Origin of the sequence: Aquitalea sp. ASV11, from assembly GCF_016429185.1 — a bacterium.
Lineage (GTDB): Bacteria > Pseudomonadota > Gammaproteobacteria > Burkholderiales > Chromobacteriaceae > Aquitalea > Aquitalea pelogenes.
The window spans coordinates 1-20037 of the sequence record NZ_JAELUD010000072.1; the positions used below are offsets into that span (position 1 = coordinate 1).

The following is a 20037-nucleotide window of genomic DNA, read 5'->3' on the forward strand; positions in this document are numbered from 1 at the left end:
AGCCGCACGCCTGGGCGGAGGCAAGAGCGCCGGCATGCGCCGCTCGGCCCCGACCAAAAGCTACCAGCAGCCCACTCCGATGCCGGCTCCGGCACCTGCTCCGCAGGCTGCGCCGCAAGCCCAGCCCAAGAAGGGCCCCGGCATTGGTACCGCCATTGCAGCGGGTGCTGCAGGTGCTGCCGCCGGCTACATGCTGGGTTCGGCCATGAACAACAACCATGCTTCGGGTAACGCCGTGGATACCGCAGGTGCCGGGTCCGGCATTCCCTGGGGCACGCTGGCCTTGCTGGGCCTGCTGGGTATTGGCGGCCTGATGTGGTTCCGCCGCAAGACTGCCAGCCAGGCAGCGATGAACAGCCCGATGCCTGCCGGTAACAGCCCGGTGTTCAACAGCAATGGTCAGGACGCTGCCCGTTTCGAGCCGATTCCCAAGATTGGCTCCGGCTTGGGTCAGCCGGCTGGCTATGGCGCAGCACCGGCCATGGCTGGTGCAGTGCCCGGACGCCTGCCGGATGGTACGGAAACCCCGAACTTCCTGCGTCAGGCCAAGGCAACCTTCCTGCACCTGCAAAGCCTGAACACGCCGGACAGCCTGGAAGAAGTACGCAAGTACATGACACCGGATCTGTTCGAAGGCCTGCGCAATGAAATCGGCAGCAATACCGATGTGGCAGACTTCCCGCAGCTGGACTGCCAGCTGGCCGAAGCCGTGGAAGAAGGTGGCCGCTTTATTGCCACCGTGCGCTTCTCCGGTACGGTGAGCGAATCGGTCAATGCTGCGGCAGTACCGTTCAGCGAATACTGGCATTACGTCAAGGATGGCAGCACCGGCGGCAAATGGCTGGTTGCTGGCATTCAGCAAGAGTAATTTCTGGTTTTTTGTTGGATTTATCTTAACGGGCCCCGTCGGGCCCGTTTTTTATTATCCGGCCATGCTCTACACTGGAATGCCGATTGCTAGGTAACGGGTTCATGGGCCAGCAAGAGCCCTATCTCAGGAAGGAATGTACTGCAATGAAACGTTTCGAGCATGCCGGTCTGATACTCGGCAGCCATTTCCAGCCCATCTACAGTCTGGCGCACCGCCGTACCGTGGGCGTGGAAGCCTTGCTGCGCGCCGAGCAGAACCAGCTGCCCCTGTCCCCGGCCGAGGCCTTTTATGCCATGGTGTCGCCCGAGCGACGCCACGGGCTGGACCTGGCCGTCAGCCAGGCCCATGTACAGCACTTTGCGGCGCTGGAACACAGCCATCCGCACTGGCTGTTCCTGAATGTCGATGCCGCCTCGCTGTCCCGCCCGGAGCGGGCCATGGCACTGGCCAACACCATTCGCGAAGCCGGCCTGCAGCCGGGTAATGTGGTGCTGGAAGTGCTGGAACATGTGCTGGAAGTGGATGAAGCCCTGATCGAGGGCGTGAATCTGCTGAAAAAAGCCGGCTTCCTGATTGCGATTGACGACTTTGGCGTCGGCCATTCCAACCTGGACCGGGTCTGCCAGCTGGAACCGGACCTGGTGAAATTCGACAAGGACTTGCTGCGCAGTGCCGTCAGCCAGCCACGTACCCGCAATCTGCTGTCCAGACTGGTGCGTCTGATGCACGAAATTGGTGCACTGGTAGTGGAAGAAGGGATTGAAACCGAGAACGATGTGCTGGTGGCGCTGGAGTCCGGCTGCGACCTGGTACAGGGCTATTATGTGGCCCGCCCCTCCGCCAGCCCGGATGCAGACGACATCATCACCAAACGGCTGGATTCGCGCTGGGACGAGTTGATGGTGCGCGACCTGCTCAAGCGCAAGATTACCCGCCGCCAGATCGAACTTGCACGCCAGGCCTTTGTGCAATCGGCCATTTCGCTGATGCAGGGCACGCCGTTCGACCAGGCGGCCACCCCCATGCTGGCCATGCCCGATGTCATCCGCTGTTTCTTGCTGGACAGCGAAGGCCGCCAGATTGGCCGCAACCTCAACAGCCGCCACAACACCATTGCCAGCAGCCTGAAGTTTGCCCCGCTGGCGGATACCACCGGTGCGGTGTGGTCGCGCCGTGCGTATTTCCAGCATGCCATCGACCAGCCCGGCGTGCTGTACATGAGCGAGCCTTACCTGTCGATGACCGACACCCGCTCCTGCGTCACCCTGTCCATGGCGATTGAAATCGACGAAGCCATGCACGTGCTGTGTGCCGATGTACTGGCACCGCGTGTGCACAGCAGTCACGGCTGAAGCACACTCAGGCCAGGCATAATAAAAAAAGGACCGCATGCGGTCCTTTTTCTGTTTCAGCACAACTTACTGCACTGGCGTGATTTCGGTGATGCTTTCAAACAGCGTCACCACCTTTTGCACCCCGGCGGTTTCGCTCACCACCTGTGCTGCCGCCTGCCCTTCCGCCGGTGTAACCAGACCCAGCATGTACACCACGCCACGTTCGGTCACCACCTTGATATGGTTGGGCGAGTAGCCCTTGCCATCCAGCAGGCGGGTACGCACCTTGCTGGTGATCCAGGTGTCGTTGCTACGCTCGGAGAAACCGGAAGCAGGCGCCACCACGGTGTAATTGAATACACGGCGCACATTGGGCATGGCGCGGGCAATCAGCTCGGCCTGCTGGCCGGCTTCTGCCGACGGCACTTCACCGGTCAACAGCACGGCACGGTTATAGCTGGTGGTATTGACGTGAGCCGAAGGCAATTTCTCGCCAATCTGGTGCGATACCTTGGCTTCAATGCTCTGGTCGTCCACATAAGCACCGCTGGAACGGCGGTCGGTAGCCACCAGCGCACCACCGGCCACACCACCGGCAGCCAGGGCGAAACAACCGGACAGCGCGCTGGACACACCAGCCGCCAGCAACAGGGACAGGACAGTACGTTTCATTTACTCACCTCCCAACAGCATGTAATCGATGGCATCGCACAGGGCATGCACCAGCAGGATGTGCACTTCCTGAATACGCGCAGTGCGCAGCACCGGCACATTCAGCTGGATGTCTTCCGGCGACAGGATTTCGCTGATCTTGCCGCCATCCTTCCCGGTGAGGGCAATCACACCCATGCCGCGCTCGTGCGCAGCATAAATGGCTTCAATCACATTGGCGGAATTGCCCGAGGTGGAAATGGCCAGCAACAGGTCGTTGGTATGCCCCAGCGCACGTACCTGCTTGGAAAAAATCATGTCGAAATCGTAGTCATTGCCAATGGCAGTGAGCGCCGAAGAGTCGGTCGCCAGCGAAATGGCGGCCAGGCCCGGGCGCTCCTTTTCGAAGCGTCCCAGCATTTCAGCAGCAAAGTGCTGGGCATCGGCAGCCGAACCGCCATTGCCGCAGGCCAGGATCTTGCCTTCGTTCATCAGGCAGCTGACCATGCGCTCGGCAGCCAGCGCCACGGCGGGCGACAGCAGTTCCATTGCCTCCTGCTTGGCGGCAATGCTTTCCAGAAAATGTCCGTTGACGCGTTCAATCAGGTCCATGCTCTTCCTTGTAGCAGCGCGGGATGGCTGCTATGCAAAAATGTTTTTCAACCACTGCAGCGGCTGCTGGCCTTCGCTCAGCACAGCATCAAAACGACAGGGCGCGTCTACTCGCTTATCGGACAGGTAGACCGTGGCCGCATGCAGGAGTTTCCTTTGCTTGGCGGGCGTAATGCTGTACGCCGCACCGCCATAACGCGGGCTGGCCCGGTGGCGCACTTCCACAAACACCAGATAGCGCCCGTCACGCATGATCAGGTCTATCTCACCGCCACGGCATAACCAGTTGCGCTCCAGCAGCTTCAGGCCCTGCTGCTGCAGAAAGGCCAGCGCGCGTTCCTCTGCCTGCTGCCCCTGGCGGTTCATCGGCCTTATTCGCCTTCGCCAATCAGCGATACCGGCAACTGACGGTCAAACACCCGGTCGCGACCCAGTTTCAAGTCGCCGGTAACACCATCCAGCTTGATGCTGGCCGGGTTGCGCGTGGTCCCCAGCAACAGCGCCAGACGATAGGCATCTATCCCCAGCGCATACAGGCGCTCGGTTTGCAGGGTAAGTGTGCTGGCAGGCCGGGCAAAACGCTTCACCGCCGGGTGTTGCGGCATCAGGAACCACGGCATGTCGATGAAACGCACCCCGGCCAGCTGTTTGTCCGGGCTGCGCGTGCTGATTTGCGAGGTGGCATACACCGGCAGATCCGGCGGCAATGCCGGTTTCAGCCGGGCGGCCTCGGCCGGTTCCACCGCCAGAAACACCGCATCGGCCTGGCTGGCTGCCTGCTGCAACACGGACAGGCTCTGGCCGTTGTCTTCAATCTGCGGCGCATCCTTGCCGCTCTGGCTGCGCCACTCGTCGGCAAAGGCCTGCTTCAGGCGGCTGGACAATACCTCGCCATCGGCAATGATCAGCGGATTGCTGCGGCCATCTTCACGCATCAGGCGTGCAATCTGGCGGGCTTCCACTTCCACATTCAGGGCCAGGGTAAACAGCTTGGGGTTGGTCGGCACATCGCGCCCCACGGCATTGAGCGCCAGCGTGGGCACGCTCACATGCGGTGCCACCGCGGCAATACCGCCACGCGACAAGGGGCCTATCACCACATTGACGCCGCTGGCCACCGCTTCGCGGTAGCGCTGGGCGGCGTTGTGTTCGTCAGCATCAATCACCACCACATCGGCTTGCGGTTCGGCATCATGCGCGGCTTCCACCCCGCTACGCACCACCGCAGCCGCCTCGCCCAGCAATTTGGACTCGGTGGGCAGCAACAGGCCTATTTTCAGACGTGCCACCTGTTTGCCGGGCGCAGCCAGCGGCTTGGCCACCGGGGTTACAGGGGCGGATGCCGGCTGCGCCTGGGCGCGCGGGCTTTGTCCGGCCACGCTATTGAGCGGCGCAGCATTGAGTTGGATGATATAGTCCGGTGCCTGCGCATGCGCAGCCGTCAACCATGTCATCATGACGCCAACCAACAGCGGAGCCAGTCTTTGCATACTTCGTTCGCTCACTTGCTTGAAACTGCACGGGAAAGTTTCTGTCGCGGCACATTATATGTGGTGGCCACTCCCATTGGAAACCTGGGAGATGTTACCGCACGTGCACTGGCGGCCTTTAGCGCGGCCGATGTGGTCTGCGCAGAAGACACCCGCGTCACCGGCAGCCTGCTGACTGCCTACGGCATCCACGCCAACAAGTTGGTGAGCCTGCGCGAGCACAATGAACGCAGCATGGCCGAACAAGTCATCCGCTGGCTGGCGGAAGGGCAAATCGTGGTGCAGGTATCCGATGCCGGCACCCCTGCGGTATCCGACCCCGGCGCGCGGCTGGTGGAAGCCGTACGCGCCGCCGGACATCCGGTACGCCCCATCCCCGGCGTATCCGCCGTCATCACCGCCCTGTCCGCCAGCGGCTTCACCAGCAATGCCTTCCTGTTTCACGGTTTTTTACCGCCGAAAAGCGGCGAACGCCGCCGTACCTTGCAGCAATGGCTAGGTGCCGACCACCTGGTGGTGTGCTACGAAGCGCCGCACCGCATTGTGGACACCCTGCAGGACATCGTGGCCGAACTGGGGCCGGACCGCCGCCTGATGCTGGCACGCGAGCTGACCAAAACCTTTGAAACCTTCCACAGCCTGCCCGCCGGCGAACTGCTGGAATGGGTAAAGGCCGACAGCAACCAGCAGCGCGGAGAAATTGTCCTCATCATCGACGCCGCCCCGCAAGCGGAAGACAAGGCCGGTTTGCCGGAAGAAGCCATCCGGGTGATGAACATCCTCAGCGCCGACCTGCCGATGAAGCAAGCCTCCACGCTGGCAGCGCAAATTACCGGTGCCAACCGCAAGCTGCTGTATGACCACGCGCTGAAAATGAAAAAGGACGCCGGGGAGTGATTTACAAGCCACGGCAGATGGGATAGACTTGCCTCCTCTTGCGATGCCCGGGTGGCGAAATCGGTAGACGCAGGGGATTCAAAATCCCCCGCCGCAAGGTGTGTCGGTTCGAGTCCGACCCCGGGCACCAAGTCCTTAGCAGATAAGGGTTGCAGCAAGAATCAAAAACAGCGCCGCAAGGCGCTTTTTTGTTGCCAAAATCCTGCCATGGAACACTGCCGGGACACCAACGCAACAAAGCACAACCCCGCAGGCTCAGCCCGCAGCCATGCCGTGCTATCCCCTTCCCCGGTATTGACAAGCCCACCCCACCACCCAACAATTGCCGCGTGCTGTTCAATAGCGGCACCGGGCGTAGGAACCCGATTAGCACTATGGCGGACACCACCGCGAAAGCGGTTTTTTTGCGTCCGTGCGTCTTGTCTTGCCTTCTATGGCGGGCCGGGCGGGGCAGCCTTCGGGCTGGCCGGTTCCATAGTGCCGGTATTCCTACCCCCGTTCGGACTGCCACCCACCGTAGGAAGTGGTTGGTGGTACGCAAACCGCACACTATGGAGGCAATCACCATGCCTGGCATTTCCCGCGCCCAGTTGCGCCCTCCCCCCGCGATTGTCATTGCCGTTACCGCCCTGCCATCCTTCAGCAAGGAGGCCCGCGCATGAACACCCAGCCCCTGCAAAACCAGCCCGCTCCCGCCGCCTATCTGGCGCTGGCCACCTTTCAAGACCAACTCAGCCACCTGCAATCCCTGACCAGCCTGCCGGAGCACGCCGCGCTGCGCGATTCCATCAGCCAGCTGACCCGCCTGTGCCAGACCATCCAGCAAACCATTGCCGACGGAATCTGCACGCTGGACCGTGCCGCTGACTGCATGCAATGCCTGCTTGATCTGCTGCACCACGCCGAGGACATGCCGCTGGCAGCCAACCAGCTGGCCGGGCTGCTGACCCCGCTGCATCAGCAAATCAGCCTCGCCCGCACCGATATCGGCCAACTCCTCTGAATGGACAGACAGCGCCACCAGGCGCTGTTTTGTTGCCAGTCGTTTACGCAAACCTCACCTGCCGTCCACCAACAGCCCGCCCAGCGCGGGCTGTGTACTGTTTGCCAGCAACAGGCTATTACCTTCCCCGTCAGCACAAACGCCACCCAGCACTGCATGGCATTAGCCCCTGTCGATTCCGCCACTGTCCGATTCATACCAATACAACGGCAGATTGTTAGCTGATTTTTGATCTGACATATGACATCAGCACGTTTTATGTGAAAAACTGAATGCCGAAGAGAATCTTTCTGCTTTGCAGTGACGGGAAGAGAGACGCTGGGAGGTCAAGCACAGAGTCGCAACAGGTCGGAAAAGCTGATCCACGGTTTACGATGGGTAAAGCGTGGAAACCGTGGATGACACCATCCCTTCAATGCATTGATTTTATTGAGAATCCAGAGAGACCCACGGAATGGCAGAAAACCCGTGGGCAAAACCGTGGGACTGAAACCCTTGCCTAGCAAGGGTTTACGGGGTGCATCCACGGTTTGGGGCGGTTTTTTGATGTGTGCCGGAAAATCCCAACACATTGAGACAATATCCTTTAAGACGATTTGATCTAATTTTCATTCAATACAAATTAATTCAATTAGTAAACCAAGGAATTCAAGTGAAAATTGAAAATATCAGAATCAGAAACTTCAAAGGACTAAAAGAGATTGAATTCAAGTCCAATGCGGATTGCATTTTAATTGTCGGACCCAACGCAGTAGGCAAATCAACAATACTAGAGTCAATTCGACTCAATAAATCATTTCTTTTTCCAAACATACAAAATGAAGCAATTACCGTACTAAGTACCATAAAAGCATTAACACCTGATCAGCAAGGAATCATACCAAACGCTATATTCAATGACCCAGCAAAAAAAATAGAAATATCAATAACATTTTCCATACATGGAAATGACATTGAGTTAATAAAGAAAAGTCATATAAATAGATTCGCCATAAGACATCTACAACATACCAATAGATTCCCAATATTCAGAGAACCATTTAGTGAGTCTCAATATCTGAGCAGCAAAGAGGGATTAAAAGTATTCGACCAAGGAATTGGCGAAATTCAAAATTACATAGAGCACATATCCAAAGAAAAGATACTAGATGCCACCTTAACTATCGAAAACGGGACAGTTCAAGGGAAAAACATCCTAGATCAAGAGCTATTATCCATACTCTGCGAAGTGTCAGGCTTTTATCATTCATACTTCAATTACTTCCCAGCCGACAGGTCACTCCCGCATGGAGATCAACCACTTCAGATTGGTCAGGGCAATGCAGCTCAGCAGGTTCAGTCATACATTGCAAACCCTCAGGCAAAATATCAGCTTATCAAACAATTTTTAATTAACATGTATTTATCTGGGGATGAATACAAAAACAACATTGAAGCCACGTTCAATTCCATTTTTGAGCACTTACTTCCAGGCCGAAAATTACATGGAGTACAGGTAAATCAAAATGGAAACCTATCCATACTCATACGAGATGAAACAAAAAACTCCCTTTACGACATAGATAGCATGAGTTCAGGAGAAAAAAATATTCTCTTAACTCTCTTATTCATGGATATAACAACATTCGAAAATGGGATAATAATTTTTGACGAGCCAGAATTGCATTTAAACCCTGCCGTTCAAAAGAGAATAGTCCCATTCATAGTTGATAAAATCTGCAAACCAAAAAACAGACAGATAATACTTTGCACACACAGTCCGGAAATGTTTGTCACTGCATTCGAACGTGATGACTGCAAAATATATCACCTCATTTCAAGCACAGATATCTCTCCCATTTACAAAAAAGATAAAGCAGAAGTATTTAATGCACTGCAAAAACTCGGATCAAATAGCACAGATATACTCTCAACAAAAGGAGTAATTTACCTAGAAGGACCTCATGACGTAGATATACTAGAGGAAGCAATCTCCATGCAACTCCCAGGATTTACTGCTAAATATTTAGGTGGAAGAAATGAAATTCAAAAAAACATAAAAACACTTGTCGAGGAAGATAAAAAGGGACAACTAGACACATATCAATTATTTTTATTTGACTTGGACAATAAACCGGCTCTACTTGAAGAGTCCAATAAGGTTCGAAGCCTCCAGTGGGACAGATACTGCTTAGAAAACTATCTATTAGAAACTGACGCCGTATTTGACGCACTATCCAAATGCGGCGCATCCATAGAAAATATGACTCGCGGATCGTTGTCAGCGCACATTAAAGATATTGCTTTCAAGCAAATATCGAAAATATCTTGCAAAAAAATACTAGCCGAGTTACTAACAACAGAACACCACATAAAAAATAAATGAATTAATCGGAGACAGCCCAGAAGAGACCGCAACAAAGTTCAAGGAAAAACTTGAAAATGTTGCACAGGCAATAAATAAATCCATTGAACACAAAAATGATGATTTGATATCAAAAATCCACTCAGTCAGCGCCAAATTGATAGATGAATGGCAATCAAAATGGACATCCCAATGCGACGGGAAGCAAGTGCTTACTGAAATACATAAAGAATTCAAAGTCAGAGTCTCCCCTCTTGAATTTAAGAAGAAAATTATCGAATGCTCAATGAGAGAGAATTTTGAAAACTGGAAATTAATAAATTCAAAGCTAAAGGAACTATCACCAAAATGAATTAGAAATTTTAGCATCACACATTGTAAAGCTTGCTTGGGAAATTTAATGAACTACCCATACTATTTCATATTTTCCCAATACCATCAGATATCAGGTCATATTTATTATACGGATCAAGTTTCCCCAAACTGAAAACCATCGCCTGCATTGGCTTTCCCGCCACACTGCGATAAAGACCCCATCATCACTACCACTCAACAACAAAACACCCCCGCGCCATCTGCATGGCCGGGGGTGTTTTGTTCTGGCCGCCATCAGGCGGGCGTAGCAGGCGGGGTCAGAACTTGAGGTTGAAAGCGGTGTACAGCGAGCGGGCGGGGCCGGCTACGCCAACGCCCCAGGGGATGCCGGCGCGGCTCATGGTCATGCCCTGGCCGGTGTAGGCGCCGCCCAGCGGCAGGGTGTAGAAGCGGTTGAACACGTTGTCGATGCCCACGTCCACGCTGAACCGTTTGTTTTCATAGCGGGTGCGCAGGTTGAACAGGCTGTAGCCGGGGGTTTTGACTTCGTTGCGCACGGCGGAGACGTCGGTTTTGGCGCGGACGGCTTGCCATTCGGCGGTGCTGGTCCACTGCCCCAGCCTGTTTACCAGCGCCAGTTTGGCGTTGAGCGGCATGATGTTGTACAGATTGTCGCCGGTAGTCAGGTTTTCGCCACGGGTGTAGCTGAGCTGGGCGGTGGCATCGAAGCGGCCGAAGCCAGGGGTTTTGGCCAGTTGCAGCTTGCCGCTGACGTCCACGCCGTATAGCTGGGCGTTCTGGTTGACGTATTGCAGCACCACGTAGCCGGACAAGAAACCGGCATGGGTGGGATAGCGCAGGTCTTGACCAGCTGTCGGACAAACATCTGTTTGATCCGCAAGGGGTGCAGCGTAGCAATTTCGCTGCGCTCCGGGATGTGACCAATTGTCGCAGGGCCAGTATTGGCAAGGCTTTGGCGGGGGTGATCCGCCGCAAGGCTGATCAAGCGCAAATGCGGGTGATTTTCTTTGCGTTTGGCATAGCAAGGGCTGGGCCGGGTCAGTACACTATGCGCTAGTCTGGCCTATTGCCTGCCCATTACCTTCGGCACCGACCAACGTGAACAGAATCTGGCCTTCCTGGCTGTCCAGCCTGCTCGTCACCCTGCTTGCCTTCCTGATAGGCATGGCAGTGGTGTGTGTGGCTGCGCGTCAGGATGAGGACATTGCCCGTTCGCAGGCGCTGGCCGATGCCAGCGACCGTGGCAATGCGGTGAAGGTGACCATAGACCGTGCGCTGTCCTCCACTTACGCGCTGAGCGCCATGGTGCGGCAGGGGCATGGCCAGCTGGATGATTTCGACGCCTATGCCCGCGCGCTGATGACTTACTACCCCGGCGTGATGTCGCTGCAACTGGCCCCTAATGGGGTGGTACGGCAAATCTATCCGCTCAAGGGGAATGAAAAGGCGATTGGCCATAATCTGCTGGCCGACCCGGCGCGCAACAAGGAAGCCTTCATGGCGCGCGACAGCGGCGAGATGACGCTGGCCGGGCCCTTCCCGCTGGTGCAGGGCGGCATGGGTGCAGTGGGCCGCATGCCGGTGTTCCTGAACCGGGAGCGTGGTGTGCCGCCGGTGTTCTGGGGTTTTGCCATTGCGCTGGTGCGTTTTCCGGATGTGTTGCAAAGCGCCGGGCTGGACTGGCTGCCCCGGCGCGGCTATCGCTACCGGCTGTGGCGTCAGCACCCGGACAGCCACCAGATTCAGGTACTGGCCAGCTCGGAACACGAGGCCACGCCGCTGGCCGAGCCGGTGCCTTACACCATCAACATGGCCAACGGCACGTGGACGCTGGATGTGGAACCGCGTGACGGCTGGCGCAACCCGCGCCATCTGGTCATCAATACCCTGCTGGTGCTGCTGATCAGCGGGCTGCTGGGCTGGCTGGCCTGGCAAATGGGGGAATTGCGCCGCAATCGGGCCGAACTGGCCTTGCTGGTGGCCCTGCGCACCCGTGCGCTGGAGCAGGAAACGTCGGACCGGGAAGCGGCAGAGCATGCGGCACTGGCCGAAACCATGCGGCAGGCCGCCTTGCTGCAAACGGCGTCTGATGGCATTCACATTCTGGACGAGGAAGGACGGCTGACCGAGTGCAGCCCGTCCTTTGCCGCCATGCTGGGCTACAGCGAAACAGAAATGCATGCACTGCGCCTGCAGGACTGGGACAGCACAATCAGCACCGGCGAGCTGCACCGGCTGATCCACGACACCAGCGGCCTGGGTGTGCGACTGGAAACACGGCACCGGCGCAAGGACGGCTCGATGATTGATGTGGAGGTGAATGCCAAGCCGGTCACCATTGCCGGACGGCTGTATCTGTATGCATCCGCCCGCGACATCAGCGAGCGCAAACACGCCGAACAGCTGCTGCGCATTGCCGCCACCGCCTTTGAGGCGCAGGAAGGCATGGTGGTGACCGACTGTCACACCACCATCCTGCGAGTGAATGGCGCGTTCAGCAAAATCACCGGTTATGGTGCCGACGAAGTGGTGGGGCAGAAAATCAGCCTGTTGCAGTCCGGCCGCCACGATGCTGCGTTTTACCAGCGCATGTGGCAAAGCCTGCAAGAGCTGGGGGCCTGGCAGGGGGAAATCTGGAACCGGCGCAAGAATGGCGAGGTTTATCCGGAATGGCTCAGCATCAGCGCGGTGCTGGCGGAAGACGGCTCGGTCAGCCACTACGTGGGCACCATGAGCGACATTACCCAGCGCAAGGCAGCGGAAGACAAGATCAAACGGCTGGCCTTCTACGACCCGCTCACCCAGCTGCCCAACCGCCGCCTGTTGCTGGACCGCCTGCAAATGGCGCTGGAAGTCTGCCAGCATCACGCCCGTACCGGAGCCTTGCTGTTCATCGACCTGGACAACTTCAAAACCCTCAACGACACCCTGGGCCATGACAAGGGCGACCGCCTGCTGCAGGAAGTAGCGCAGCGGCTGAATGAATGCCTGCGACCGGGCGATACCGTGGCCCGGCTGGGGGGGGACGAATTCGTGCTGATGCTGGAAGGCCTGCACCAGGACCCGGCCCAGGCCGTGCTGCAAACCCGCGCCATCGGCCAGCATGTGCTGGAAGCACTGGCCCGCCCCTACCCCATGCTGGGCGACCTGCATCACAACACCTGCAGCATGGGCGCGGTGCTGTTTGACGGCCATGACAACTCGGTGGAAGAGCTGCTCAAACGGGCGGACCTTGCCATGTACCAGGCCAAGGGCGCCGGGCGCAATACCTTGCGCTTTTTCGACCCGGAAATGCAGGAAGCCGTCAGCGCCCGTGCCGAGCTGGAAAGTGCGCTGCGCCGCGGTTTGCAGCAGCAGGAATTCCAGCTGTATTACCAGCCACAGGTAGATGCCGATGGCCGCGTCACCGGTGCGGAGGCCCTGTTGCGCTGGCAGCGTCCGGAGCACGGGCTGGTGGGCCCGGCCAGCTTCATTCCGCTGGCGGAAGAATGCGGCCTGATCGTGCCGCTGGGCGAATGGGTGCTGCATACCGCCTGTCGCCAGCTGGCCGCCTGGGCGGAAGACCCGGCCACTGCCGGGCTGGAGCTGGCGGTGAATGTCAGCGCCCGCCAGTTCCACCAGAGCAGTTTTGTCGAAATGGTACGCAATGCGCTGATGCGCAGTGGCGCGCCCGCCCGTCGCCTGAAGCTGGAACTGACCGAAAGCCTGCTGTTGCAGGACGTGGACGACACCGTGCGCAAAATGAACATGCTCAAGCAGGATGGCGTGTGCTTCTCGCTGGATGACTTTGGCACCGGCTACTCCTCGCTGGCCTATATCAAGCGCCTGCCGCTGGACCAGCTGAAGATCGATCAGTCCTTCGTGCGCGATATCGACAGCGATGCCAACGACGCGTCCATCATCCGCACCATCGTGGCCCTGGCCGGCAGCATGCAGTTGCAGGTGATTGCCGAAGGCGTGGAAACCGCCAGCCAGCGCCGCTTCCTGCTGGAACAGCACTGCAGGTCTTTCCAGGGCTATCTGTTTGGCCGCCCCATGCCGGTGGCCGACTTCATGACCCTGCTGGCCGCCCAGCGCCATTGACACGCGCTACACTGGCGGGATGACCAGACACTTTGCCCCCCGCCCCGGCCCCTGCCTGATTGACTCGCACTGCCATCTGGACGCCCCGGAATTTACCGGCTGGCGCGACCAGTTGGTGGCAGCGGCACAGGACAGCGGCGTGGGCCAGCTGATTCTGCCGGCCATTCACAGCGACAGCTTTGCCGACAGCCTGGCCATGCGTGAACGTTATGGCTGCTGGCTGGCCTTTGGCTTGCACCCCATCTACCTGGCGCGCCATCTGGATGAGCACCTGCACACGCTGGAGCAACACCTGCAACGGCATGCACCGGTGGCGGTGGGTGAAATCGGGCTGGATTTCTACGTGCCGGGGCTGGACACGGCACGGCAGGAAGCCCTGCTGGTGGAACAGCTGAAGCTGGCGCGCAAATACGATTTGCCCGTCTTGCTGCATGTGCGCCGCGCGCAGGACCGCGTTCTGAAATACCTGCGCCAGATCCCGGTGAAAGGCGGCATCGCCCACGCCTTCAATGGCAGTCGCCAGCAAGCCGAGGCCTTCATCAAGCTGGGTTTCAAGCTGGGCTTTGGCGGTGCCATGACCTATAGCGGCTCGCGGCGCATCCGCGAACTGGCCGCCACCCTTCCCCTGTCCGCCCTGGTGCTGGAGACCGACGCGCCTGACATCCGGCCCGAATGGGCGCAGCAACAGCCCAATACCCCTGCCAACCTCAATCAGTTTGCAATCGTCATGGCAGAATTGCGCAAGATGGACTTGAATGAGTTGAGGCACGCGCTGTGGTGCAACACCTACCAGGCCATCGGCCTGGACATGCCGGCATGACCTTACTGTCAAACGGCTTGCATTCCCTGGCATGAAGTGGCAAGGTGCGCGCCAAATCAACGCCAATCCGGACCGCATCGGTCGACATTGCAAACTTTCATTGCACTGCACATGTCATCGGCCGGTCATCAGGATGGCGGAATGTATCAGGCAGCGCACACCCGCGGGTGATGGCGTCAGGACTGCCTGTCAACCTGGGTGGGGAACACAATGAAAAATTTATCCATTGCCGCACGCATCACAGCGGGCTTCGGCCTGCTGCTGGTGGCGCTGGCCATCATCGGCAGCATTACCCTGCAAGGGCTGGGTCGTATCGACCACCGGGTCGACGAAGTTGCCAGCCACGAACTGATGTTCTTTCGTGATGTCTCCGAGCTGCGCGTGCACATGGGCAATTTGCGCCGCTATGAGAAAGACTATTTCCTGAACATTGCCAACCGCGAAAAGCGCGGCGAATACCTGGGCAAATGGAAAGACACCTACAGCAAAGCGCAGGACACGGTGAAAAAACTGTCCCAGTCGCTGAGCGACGGCAGCAACAGCCTGAGCGGCAGCCTGAGTGGCCCGGTGCAAAAGCAGGGCGAGCTACTGCAAGCCTATGCCGATGGTTTCAATAGCGTCAGCACCCAGGTGGAGGCAGGCAGCATTGCCACCCCGGCCGACGGTAATGCTGCCATCGGCAAGTTCAAGGAAAACGTGCACCAGATGGAAGACATGCTGCAAACCATCAGCAAGGCGGCGGTGGAAGCAGTGAATGCACTGGGCGAGCAAATCAACAGCACCTCGGCTTCGGTACGCAATGCCGTGGTAGCGCTGCTGGTGATTGCGCTGCTGCTGGGCATTGCCCTGTCCTGGGTCATCATCCATTCCATCCGTCACCCGCTCAACAGCATGCGCGACAGCAGCCAGCAGCTGGCGCAAAGCCGTGACCTGACGCAGCAGCTGCCAGACCTGGGCCGTAACGAACTGGGCAGCATGGGCCGTTCGGTTTCCGACCTGGTGGGCACGGTGCGCACGCTGATCCAGGAATCCCACGGGTATTCATCGCAACTGGTTGGCGTGGCCGACCGCCTGGGCGATGTCAGCGGCTACGTGGCCAAGGCTTCGCATCAGCAGTCCGAAGCGGCCTCGGCCTGTGCCGCCAGCATCGAGCAGATGACAGTGAGCATCCAGATGGTGTCGGACAACACCCAGGGCGTGGAGGAGCAGGCACGCCACGCCACGGCAGAAGCCACCCACAGCAGCCAGCTGGCCGCCCAGGCGGCAGATGAAATCCGCCAGATTGCCGACAGCATCACCACCACGGCCAAGGTGATCGAACAGCTGAATCAGCGCTCGGGTGAAATCGGCAATATCGTGCAGGTGATTCGCGACATTGCCGACCAGACCAATCTGCTGGCGCTCAATGCCGCCATCGAAGCGGCACGGGCCGGCGAAATGGGCCGCGGCTTTGCCGTGGTGGCCGATGAAGTACGCAAGCTGGCCGAGCGCACCAGCGTGGCCACGGCGGAAATCTCCTCACGCATCTCCAGTGTGCAAACCGATACCAAGCAGGCCTTTGTCAGCATGCAACAGGCCAACAGCCGTATAGAAACCGGCGTTGGCAGCACGCAGCAGGTGGCCAGTTCGCTACAGCTGATCCGTGATTTGTCGCAGCGTTCGGTGGACAAGATTGGCGATGTGGCCGATGCCATCAAGGAACAAAGCCAGGCCAGCCAGGATGTGGCACGCAATGTGGAGCAGATTGCGCAAATGAATGACAGCACCAACCGCTCGGTGCAGGAATCCAACCAGCTGGCACAGCAGCTGAAGGATTTGTCTGCCGCACTGGATGACAGCCTGAACCGCTTCCGGGTTTAAGCTGCAAACACGCAGCTCCTGCTCTGGATACAGAAATAAACCCCTCTCGCTTTCTGGATAGAAAGCGAGGCTCCCATCTTCAATTGGCTGGGCAAGGGCGGGGGGATTGGGAATAGATGGGAAGGCTGCGGAATCTAAGAGTTAGTTGAAAGGCCCGGCTTTGCCGGGTCCAGTACAAGCGCACCAAATAACTTTGTCAGCAGCCTGAACGCCACCGCAGGGTGGCGTTTTGCGTATGAGCCGGAACAATCAGTTGGCGGCGGAGGCTACCGGCTTTTTCTTCTTGGCCTTGGGCTTGCTGGCCTTCACCGGCTGGGCAGCCAGCGGCGCGGCTTGCGGTGCAGCCTGGGCTTCGGCGGTTGCAGCAGTGTACTGACGTGCCGCAATCGACTTCACGTCGATCACCGGCGGCGGGGTGTAGCTGGTATCACACGCGTTCTGCTCTTCTTCGCTCAGGCTGTTGTCGGTCTTGAAGTCTTCCACCGGCTTCAGTTTCAGCGTTTCCAGCAGGCGACCGGAATTGGCCAGTACCGTGGCTTCGGCCACCTTGTAATCGGACTGGGCATTGATATAGGCACGCTGGGCATCAAACAGCTCGTTTTCGCTGTCCAGCACGTCCAGCAAGGTACGTTGGCCAATGTCGAACTGCTTGCGGTAGGCATCACGCGCCTTCTCGGTGGACAGCTGATGCTGACGCAGCGATTCCATCTGGTCCTTGAGCTTGATGATGTTGTTGTTGGCAATGCTCAAGGTCTGGCGCATGTCGCGGCATACCTTTTCACGCTGGTCCTTGGTGGTATTCAGCTTTTCGGCAGCCGAACCCAGGCGGGCACGGTCGGCACCACCACGGAACAGGTTCATGTTGAAGATGACTGCCACCGAGCTGATATTGCTGCGGCCGTTGTAACCATTGTAATTGTCGGTAGGTGCCTTGCTGGCCTGCAAATCCAGCGTCGGGGAGAAGGCGCCACGGCGCACATTCACTTCGGCAGTGGCCGAGCGCACGCTGGCCAGTGTGCTCAGGTAAGCCGGGTTATGGGCCACTGCATTCTTGATGAGGTCCGGGTTGGCCGGCAGCGCGTCTTTCATCGACGGTACATCGCTCAGCTGTGCCGGCGGCTGGGTACCGGTCAGGCGGGCATAACGCGCCGAAACATCATGCAGGTTGGAGGTATCGGTGATCAGATTGGTCTCGGCCAGTGCCAGACGGCCAGCAGCTTGTTCCAGGTCGACACGGCGGCCCACACCGGCTTGTACCTTCTGGCCGATCTGCTCGAAGATGCCCTTGTGAATGGCATAATTTTCCTGCGCGGTATCCAGCAGCTGGCGATAACGCAGCACATCCTGATAAGCCTGCACGGTTTGCAGGGCAATGCTTTCGCTGGTATCGAGGAAATCAAAGTAACGTGCCTGTTCGTCATAACCCAGTTGCTTGACGGTGTTATAGGTTTGCAGGCCCTGGAACAGGTTCTGGTTCAGTGTCACCTTCCAGCCACGGGTGGTGTAATTCTGGTCGGCAACAGCCACTGTGCTGGGGTAGTCATAGCGCTGGCGGTTGGATTCATAGCTCAAATCCACAGTGGGCATGTAGCCGGAACGGCCCACATTCACATCCTGGCCGGCACCGCGGAACTGGTGCAATTTGGCCAGCACTTCCGGGTTGTTCAGGATGGCTTGCTGGACGGCAGCATTCACCTCGATGGCATTGGCGGCTTGTGGCAACAAAGCGGCCACGCCTGCCAGGCCAATGGCGACAGACAAACTGATGGATTTGCGCAAATTTCTCATTGATACTACCCCATATCGAATGTGTGATTAATTTTAAACAACATTTTTAAACACTATCTAACAATTATACACACGGAATTTTACTGTCACTGCCATTTTTTTACACATTTAATGCCATGCGCGTGCCAATTTCCTTAATGACGACATCCTGCGTCATTGCCCCCCTCAGCCTGCTACGCAGCGGCTGGCGCGCCCTGCTGCCCGTGTTGCTGGGATGGCTGCTGTGTCTGGCGGTGACCGGCAGCAGCCTGCCCAGCGAACAGACCGTGGCGCGCTATGGCCCGCAGGCACAGCGCTTGTACCGCGACTGGCAAGCCATGCTGAACAATGCCGGCAGTAGCGACAGCGCACGGCTGAAGGATGTGAACGAGTTTTTCAACCGGCGCATCACCTATGCTGAAAACAGCCAGGTATGGCGGCAGGAGGATTACTGGGCGACCCCGCTGGAAACCTTTGGCAAGGGCATGGCCGACTGCAAGGGCTTCGTGATTGCCAAATACGTATCGCTACGCTTGCTGGGCATGGCACCGGACAAGATCCGCCTGACTTATGTGAAGGCGCGCATTGGCGGCCCCTCCAGCAATGTTACCCAGGCGCATATGGTGCTGGCATACTATGCCAGTCCGACCGTGGAGCCGCTGATTCTGGATAACCTGATCACCAGCATCCAGCCTGCCTCGCAGCGGCCCGACCTGATCCCGGTATTCAGCTTCAATATGGAAAGCATCTGGGTGGGCGGCACCCAGAACAACAATGTCAACCGGCTGACCCGCTGGAAACAGCTGCTGGATAAACTGAAAACGGAAGGTTTTGCCTTTTGAGTACACCCGTGATGTCGCGCAAACTCTCGCTGGTACAGCGCCTGTGGCTGTTGCTCTTGTTGCTGGTCACCCTGTCCATCGGCGGGGCGCTGATTGCCAACCTGCTCAATGCCCGCAGCTATCTGGAACAACAGCTGACGGCACAAAGCGCCGATACGGCCAATGCGCTGGCGCTGATGGTCACCCAGTACAAGGCGGACCCTGTAATGGCGCAAACCCTGCTGGGGGCGGCCTTCGAGCAGGGGCATTTCGCCGAAATCAGCTGGGAAGGCGTGCCCGCAGACATGACCATCCACCTGCGCAACCGCAACGGTCTGGAAGATACCCCGGCCTGGTTCCACCACTTGCTGCCGCTCAAGCCACAAGACGGCCAGGCACAAGTCAGCAATGGCTGGCTGCAGGCCGGGCGTATCGTGGTGCGTGCCCATCTGGGCTATGCCTACAGTTCGCTATGGCAGGGTGCCTTGCAAACCGTGTTCTGGCTGGTGGTGATCGGGCTGTCTGCCGGCCTGCTGGGGGTGCTGGACATCCGCAAGCTGCGCCGCGAATTGCAAACCGTGGTGACCCAGGCCCACGCCATCAGTGAACAGCGCTTCATGCGTATTGCCATTCCCGGTATTCCGGAGCTGGCCGAAGTGGCCATGGCGATGAACCACATGGTGGAACGGCTGCAAAACTACCTGCTGGGCCTCAGGGACGAAGTGGACCGCCTGCGCCGCGAGGTGCTGACCGACAGCAATACCGGCCTGCCCAACCGCGAGGCTTTCGAACAACGTTTCAACAGCTTGCTGGACCCGCAGGCCGACCCGGCAAGCGGGCATTTGCTGCTGGTACGGGTAGCTGGCCTCGCTGAGCTGAACCAGCGTCTGGGCGGGCAACGTACCGATGCCCTGCTCAAGCGGGTGGCGGATGATTTGTCCACCCGTTGCCAGACCCAGCGCGGCTGGATGGCCACCCGCCTGCGCGGTGCCGACTTCGCGCTGTTCTGCCCGGAACTGGGGGCGGACGACGCAGGCAAGCTGGCGGACGAACTCTGCCTGCTATGGCCGGTGTACTGGACCATGGACTTGTCCGACCAGCCGGGCCTGGGCCATATCGGCATTACCGCATTCCATAGCGGCGACACC

The 20037-nt window shown here is 58.1% G+C and carries 16 protein-coding genes and 1 tRNA gene; 11 read left to right on the forward strand and 6 right to left on the reverse strand.

Annotation, left to right across the window (positions count from 1 at the left end):
* Both JHD62_RS17825 and JHD62_RS17830 read left to right on the forward strand, forming a co-directional pair.
* Positions 1-868, forward strand: an 868-nt coding sequence (locus tag JHD62_RS17825) for a Tim44 domain-containing protein (RefSeq protein WP_199104026.1), incomplete at its 5' end; no start/stop codon positions are given.
* Between the two features lie 146 nt (positions 869-1014).
* On the forward strand, positions 1015-2223 hold the full coding sequence (locus JHD62_RS17830; protein ID WP_052694166.1) for an EAL domain-containing protein: 1209 nt from the start codon (positions 1015-1017) through the stop codon (positions 2221-2223).
* 66 nt (positions 2224-2289) lie between these two features.
* Here the strand turns inward: JHD62_RS17830 and JHD62_RS17835 are convergent, their stop codons facing one another.
* From JHD62_RS17835 to JHD62_RS17850, 4 genes are read right to left on the reverse strand one after another with little or no spacing between them, the layout of a single operon-like run.
* On the reverse strand, positions 2290-2877 hold the full coding sequence (locus JHD62_RS17835; RefSeq protein WP_199104027.1) for a BON domain-containing protein: 588 nt from the start codon (positions 2875-2877) through the stop codon (positions 2290-2292).
* Positions 2878-3468 carry a phosphoheptose isomerase gene (locus tag JHD62_RS17840; protein WP_045847689.1) on the reverse strand — a complete coding sequence of 197 codons (591 nt, stop codon included), beginning with the start codon at positions 3466-3468 and terminating at the stop codon, positions 2878-2880. It lies immediately after the preceding gene.
* A gap of 30 nt (positions 3469-3498) precedes the next feature.
* Entirely contained in the window at positions 3499-3843 is a 345-nt protein-coding gene (locus tag JHD62_RS17845; RefSeq protein WP_199104038.1) for a YraN family protein, read from the reverse strand.
* Entirely contained in the window at positions 3840-4925 is a 1086-nt protein-coding gene (locus JHD62_RS17850; RefSeq protein WP_233161072.1) for a penicillin-binding protein activator, read from the reverse strand. Before JHD62_RS17850 ends, JHD62_RS17845 begins: the two co-directional genes overlap by 4 nt.
* 93 nt (positions 4926-5018) lie before the next feature.
* Between JHD62_RS17850 and rsmI the strand changes: the two genes are divergently transcribed.
* The 4 genes from rsmI to JHD62_RS17870 all read left to right on the forward strand — a co-directional run bounded on the left by rsmI (position 5019) and on the right by JHD62_RS17870 (position 9223).
* On the forward strand, positions 5019-5855 hold the full coding sequence (gene rsmI, locus JHD62_RS17855; RefSeq protein WP_370541083.1) for a 16S rRNA (cytidine(1402)-2'-O)-methyltransferase: 837 nt from the start codon (positions 5019-5021) through the stop codon (positions 5853-5855).
* A 45-nt stretch (positions 5856-5900) separates the two neighbouring features.
* Positions 5901-5985 (forward strand) — tRNA-Leu (locus JHD62_RS17860).
* A 528-nt stretch (positions 5986-6513) separates the two neighbouring features.
* A complete protein-coding gene (locus JHD62_RS17865) occupies positions 6514-6858 on the forward strand; it encodes a DUF1484 family protein (RefSeq protein ID WP_199104030.1) in 345 nt (114 codons plus the stop codon).
* Between the two features lie 652 nt (positions 6859-7510).
* Entirely contained in the window at positions 7511-9223 is a 1713-nt protein-coding gene (locus JHD62_RS17870; RefSeq protein ID WP_199104031.1) for an AAA family ATPase, read from the forward strand.
* Between the two features lie 611 nt (positions 9224-9834).
* Here the strand turns inward: JHD62_RS17870 and JHD62_RS17875 are convergent.
* Positions 9835-10350 carry a TonB-dependent receptor gene (locus tag JHD62_RS17875; RefSeq protein WP_199104032.1) on the reverse strand — a complete coding sequence of 172 codons (516 nt, stop codon included), beginning with the start codon at positions 10348-10350 and terminating at the stop codon, positions 9835-9837.
* A 286-nt stretch (positions 10351-10636) separates the two neighbouring features.
* On the opposite strand from JHD62_RS17875, the gene JHD62_RS17880 reads away from it, so the two are divergent.
* The 3 genes from JHD62_RS17880 (at position 10637) to JHD62_RS17890 (ending at position 16301) form a co-directional block, all read left to right on the forward strand.
* On the forward strand, positions 10637-13621 hold the full coding sequence (locus JHD62_RS17880) for an EAL domain-containing protein (RefSeq protein ID WP_199104033.1): 2985 nt from the start codon (positions 10637-10639) through the stop codon (positions 13619-13621).
* 19 nt (positions 13622-13640) lie between these two features.
* Positions 13641-14441 carry a TatD family hydrolase gene (locus JHD62_RS17885; protein WP_199104034.1) on the forward strand — a complete coding sequence of 267 codons (801 nt, stop codon included), beginning with the start codon at positions 13641-13643 and terminating at the stop codon, positions 14439-14441.
* 210 nt (positions 14442-14651) lie between these two features.
* A complete protein-coding gene (locus JHD62_RS17890) occupies positions 14652-16301 on the forward strand; it encodes a methyl-accepting chemotaxis protein (protein WP_199104035.1) in 1650 nt (549 codons plus the stop codon).
* A gap of 249 nt (positions 16302-16550) precedes the next feature.
* Here the strand turns inward: JHD62_RS17890 and JHD62_RS17895 are convergent, their stop codons facing one another.
* On the reverse strand, positions 16551-18089 hold the full coding sequence (locus JHD62_RS17895) for a TolC family outer membrane protein (RefSeq protein WP_082696178.1): 1539 nt from the start codon (positions 18087-18089) through the stop codon (positions 16551-16553).
* Positions 18090-18226: 137 nt separating this feature from the next.
* Between JHD62_RS17895 and JHD62_RS17900 the strand changes: the two genes are divergently transcribed.
* Complete coding sequence (locus tag JHD62_RS17900) at positions 18227-18910, forward strand: transglutaminase-like cysteine peptidase (protein WP_199104036.1); 684 nt, start codon at positions 18227-18229, stop codon at positions 18908-18910.
* Positions 18911-18921: 11 nt separating this feature from the next.
* Positions 18922-20037 (forward strand): LapD/MoxY N-terminal periplasmic domain-containing protein (locus JHD62_RS17905; RefSeq protein WP_199104037.1); only part of this gene is annotated, 1116 nt, incomplete at its 3' end.

Bases quoted from the DNA above. Each gene is read 5' to 3' on its own strand.
- JHD62_RS17895 (WP_082696178.1), bottom strand. From the start codon at position 18,089: ATGAGAAATTTGCGCAAATCCATCAGTTTGTCTGTCGCCATTGGCCTG.
- JHD62_RS17890 (WP_199104035.1), top strand. From the start codon at position 14,652: ATGAAAAATTTATCCATTGCCGCACGCATCACAGCGGGCTTCGGCCTG.
- JHD62_RS17900 (WP_199104036.1), top strand. From the start codon at position 18,227: ATGACGACATCCTGCGTCATTGCCCCCCTCAGCCTGCTACGCAGCGGC.
- JHD62_RS17865 (WP_199104030.1), top strand. From the start codon at position 6,514: ATGAACACCCAGCCCCTGCAAAACCAGCCCGCTCCCGCCGCCTATCTG.
- JHD62_RS17830 (WP_052694166.1), top strand. From the start codon at position 1,015: ATGAAACGTTTCGAGCATGCCGGTCTGATACTCGGCAGCCATTTCCAG.
- JHD62_RS17850 (WP_233161072.1), bottom strand. From the start codon at position 4,925: ATGATGACATGGTTGACGGCTGCGCATGCGCAGGCACCGGACTATATC.
- JHD62_RS17835 (WP_199104027.1), bottom strand. From the start codon at position 2,877: ATGAAACGTACTGTCCTGTCCCTGTTGCTGGCGGCTGGTGTGTCCAGC.
- JHD62_RS17885 (WP_199104034.1), top strand. From the start codon at position 13,641: ATGACCAGACACTTTGCCCCCCGCCCCGGCCCCTGCCTGATTGACTCG.
- JHD62_RS17840 (WP_045847689.1), bottom strand. From the start codon at position 3,468: ATGGACCTGATTGAACGCGTCAACGGACATTTTCTGGAAAGCATTGCC.